The 4,014-nt window shown below is 75.8% G+C and carries 2 protein-coding genes; one reads left to right on the top strand and one right to left on the bottom strand.

The window, feature by feature from the left end; translation table 11 throughout:
- A partial coding sequence (locus AOK23_RS42540) for an FAD-binding and (Fe-S)-binding domain-containing protein (RefSeq protein ID WP_240496836.1) occupies nucleotides 1-1,988 on the bottom strand: 1,988 nt, incomplete at its 3' end.
- Between the two features lie 456 nt (nucleotides 1,989-2,444).
- On the opposite strand from AOK23_RS42540, the gene AOK23_RS42535 reads away from it, so the two are divergent.
- The coding region (locus tag AOK23_RS42535; RefSeq protein ID WP_240496835.1) for a sensor histidine kinase at nucleotides 2,445-4,014 on the top strand (1,570 nt) is incomplete at its 3' end.

The following is a 4,014-nucleotide window of genomic DNA, read 5'->3' as shown; positions in this document are numbered from 1 at the left end:
ACCCACCCCCGGTACCACCGTGAGAACGGCACCGTCGCCAGCCTCGGCAGGTCCCGCTCCCCCGCGATCCCTCCCAGCCGTTTCGCCAGACCGGCCAAGGGGCGCACACCGGCGAGGAGGTTGACGAGGCCGGCCGTGCGGGTGCGGGCGATCAGGTGGAGCCATACCGGCAGGCGGCCCATCGTGTAGTGGGCGGCGGGGCGGCGGCGGCCCGCGTAGTGGTGGTGGAGGAACTCCGCCTTGTACGTGGCCATGTCGACGCCCACGGGGCAGTCCGAACGGCAGCCCTTGCAGGACAGGCACAGGTCCAGCGCGTCCCGCACCTCGGGCGAGCGCCAGCCGTCGGTGACGATCTCACCGGCGAGCATCTCGTGCAGGAGGCGGGCCCGGCCCCGCGTCGAGTGCTCCTCCTCGCCGGTCGCCCGGAAGGAGGGGCACATGACCGCGCCGGAGCCCGGAACCGCCTCCGTCGTACGGCATTTGGCGACGCCCACGCAGCGTCGTACGGCCGCCGAGAAGTCGCCGCCGTCCTCCGGGTATCCGAACACCACCGGGACCGGGTCGCGGGGCAGCGGCGTGAAGCGCAGGTTGGTGTCGAGCGGGGCCGGGCGGACGAGCATGCCGGGGTTCAGGAGGTCGTCGGGGTCCCAGAGGGCCTTGGCCCGCTCGAACAGGGCGATCAGGTCGGGGCCGTACATCCTCGGCAGCAGTTCGGCCCGCGCCTGGCCGTCGCCGTGTTCCCCGGAGAGGGAGCCGCCGTGGGAGACGACCAGGTCGGCGAGGTCCTCCGAGAAGCGGCGGAAGCGGGCGACGCCCGGCCCGGTGAGGAGGTCGAAGTCGATACGGACGTGGATGCAGCCGTCGCCGAAGTGGCCGTAGGGGGTGCCGCGCAGGTCGTGGGCGCGCAGGAGGCCGCGGAAGTCCCGGAGGTACGCGCCGAGTCGGGCGGGCGGGACCGCGCAGTCCTCCCAGCCGGGCCAGGCCTCGCTGCCGTCGGGCATCCTCGTCGCCGTCCCGCTGGCGTCCTCGCGGACCCGCCACAGGGCGCGCTGGGCGGCGGGGTCGGTGACCACCAGCGCGTCGGCCGCGTCCGCCGCGCGCACGATCGCCTCGGCGTGCGCCCGCGCCTCGGCGGCCGTGTCCCCGCCGGTCTCCACGAACAGCCACGCCCCGCCCGCCGGCAGCCCGGACGTGCCCGGGGGTACGAGGTCCGCGGCCATGCCCTCCACCGTCAGCGGGCCGTGCGGCAGCAGCGCGGAGGCCGCCTCGGCCGCCGCGCTCTCGTCGGCGTACCCGAGGACGGCGAGGGAACGCGCGCGGGGAGCCTCGACGAGGCGTACGACCGCCTCCGTGAGGACGCCGAGGGTGCCCTCGGAGCCGCAGAAGGCGCGGGCCACATCGGCGCCCCGCTCGGGGAGCAGGGTGTCGAGGGCGTAGCCGGAGATACGGCGGGGCAGGTCGGGGAAGCCGGTGCGCAGCAGCGCCAACTCCCCCTCCACCAGGGCCCGGAGACCGTCCGGGGCACCCGACCAGCCCTGCCCCAGGATGTGGGCCCCGCCCCTGCCGTCGAGGACCGACAGCTCGAGCACGCTGTCGGCGGTGGTGCCCCAGGCCACGGAGTGGGAGCCGCAGGAGTTGTTGCCGATCATGCCGCCGAGGGTGCAGCGGCTGTGGGTGGAGGGGTCGGGGCCGAAGCGGAGGCCGTGCGGGGCGGTGGCGTCCTGGAGGCGGTCCAGGACCAGGCCCGGCTGGACGACGGCCGTGCGCGCCTCGGGGTCCAGGGCGAGCAGCCGGTTCATATGGCGGGTGAAGTCCAGGACGACGCCCGTGCCCGTGGCCTGGCCGGCGATCGACGTGCCGCCGCCGCGCGCCACCACCGGCACGCCGTGCTCCCGGCACACCGCCAGGACGGCCGCCACGTCGTCCGCGTCCCGGGGCGCCACCACGCCGAGCGGCACCCGACGGTAGTTGGACGCGTCCATGGTCATCAGCGCTCGCGCGGTCGTGTCGAACGCGACCTCGCCCCGCACGGCCGCCGTCAGCGCCGCCCGCAGCCCGGCCGTCGCATCCGACCGCGCCGAGCGCCGCCCCGCCGTCGTCACCGACCTGGACGAGTGCCGCTCCGCCGTCGACCGCGCCCCGGCCGCGGGCTGCTCCGCCGCCGGCCCGGATTGTGACCCTGCTCGCGTCTCCCCTGGACCTTCCATCCCTCCAGCATGCATCCCACCACTGACAGTGACCACGCGGTGACGGCGGGCCGGTACCGGGGCGATGGCCGGATTCTGGGGAGCTAACCGGAAACCGCCCGACCCCCGTCACGAACTCTCATATAGTGACGCCCAATTGAGCACCAGGTGTCGCTTCTCGCACAGGAACCGACCGTGTTACCGAGGCCAGGAACCGACTGAGTTACCGAGTCCAGAACCGACCGAGGACAGCAGACCATGACCGCGCCCAGCCCCCCACGCCCTCCGGGCGACCGCCCAGCGCTCCGCTCAGTCCTGCCCCTGCCCCTGGTCACCGCCGTGTTCGCCGCCGCCGCGGCCGGCGGTTCGGTCGCGCTCGCACCCGCGTCCTTACGGGTCCCGGTGGCGGGTGGCGCGGGCGCCGCCGCCCTGCTGCTGACGCTCGCCGTAGCGGTCGCCGTCCACGCCCGGCAGTCGGCGCGGTCACTGCGGCACCGCCTCGACGCCGTGTCCCGTGACACCGGGATGCTCCTCCAGGAACGGGCCCGGATGACGGCCGAGTTCGGGCAGGAACGGGCGCGGCTCACCGAGGAGTTCCTCCAGGAACGGGCCCGGATCGCCGCCGACTACGCCCGCGAACGGACCCGGCTCACCGCCGAACTGGACCACGAGCGCGGCCGGCTCGCCGACGAGCGCGCCCAACTGGAGACCAAGGCCGAGGAGGAGAGGTCCCGTCTCCTCGACCGCGCCCGGCAGGCCGAGGCCGAGCGCACCGCAGCCCTCGCCGTCACCGCCAACGTGGCCGGCCGGATGCAGGCCCTCGCCACCGGCACCCTCGCCGACCTGCGCGCCATGGAGGAGCGGCACGCCGACGAGGACGTCCTCGCCGACCTGCTCCACCTCGACCACCGCACCGCCCAGGCGGGCCGTCTCGCCGACTCCGTCGCCGTCCTCGCGGGCGCCCGCTCCGGGCGCCGCTGGGCCAAGCCCATCCCCATGGAGTCGATCCTGCGGGGCGCGATGGGCCGCATCGGCGCCTACCGCCGGGTGCGGCTGCACTCCTCCAGCGAGTCCGCCGTCGCCGGGCACGCCGCCGAGGGCGTGATGCACGCGCTCGCCGAACTCCTCGACAACGCGGCGAACTTCTCGCCGCCGACCGCCGAGGTCCACGTCTACGTCGAGGAGGTCCCGGCCGGCGTCATCATCTCCGTCGAGGACTCGGGCCTCGTCATGAGCGACGTCCAGCTGCGCCGCGCCGAACGCGCCGTCTCCGGCGAGGACTCCGACCTCACCGGCCTCACCGGCACCCGCCTCGGTCTCGCCGTCGTCGGCCGCCTCGCCCGCAAGCACGGCCTCAAGGTCTCCTTCCGCCCCTCCGCCCGCGGCGGCACGGGCGTCCTGATGCTGGTCCCGCAGGACGTGCTGGCCGGTACGGTGCCGTCGGCGGGGACTCCCGCGGAGACCCCGGCCCCCACGGACGAGCGGGCACCCGCGTACGCCGAGCGGTCGGCGCCGTACGCCGCCGTGCCCGCACCGCACGACCTGGACGACGAACCGACGCCGCCCCACGAGTCCCCGTACGGCGCCTCCCCCGGCCCCGAGGAGCCCCCGACGGGCCCCGGCGGCGCCGGGGGAGGCCGCCGGGGCCCGTCGGGGGCTCCTCGGGGCCGGGGGAGGCGCCGTACGGGGACTCGTGGGGCGGCGTCGGTTCGTCGTCCAGGTCGTGCGGTGCGGGCACGGCGCCGTACGCGGGTGCCCGCTCGTCCGTGGGGGCCGGGGTCTCCGCGGGAGTCCCCGCCGACGGCACCGTACCGGCCAGCACGTCCTG

This window comes from Streptomyces torulosus (assembly GCF_001419765.1).
Taxonomy (GTDB): domain Bacteria; phylum Actinomycetota; class Actinomycetes; order Streptomycetales; family Streptomycetaceae; genus Streptomyces; species Streptomyces torulosus.
Note: the sequence above shows the minus strand (reverse complement) of the source record. Positions and strands in the feature narration are given on the sequence as shown.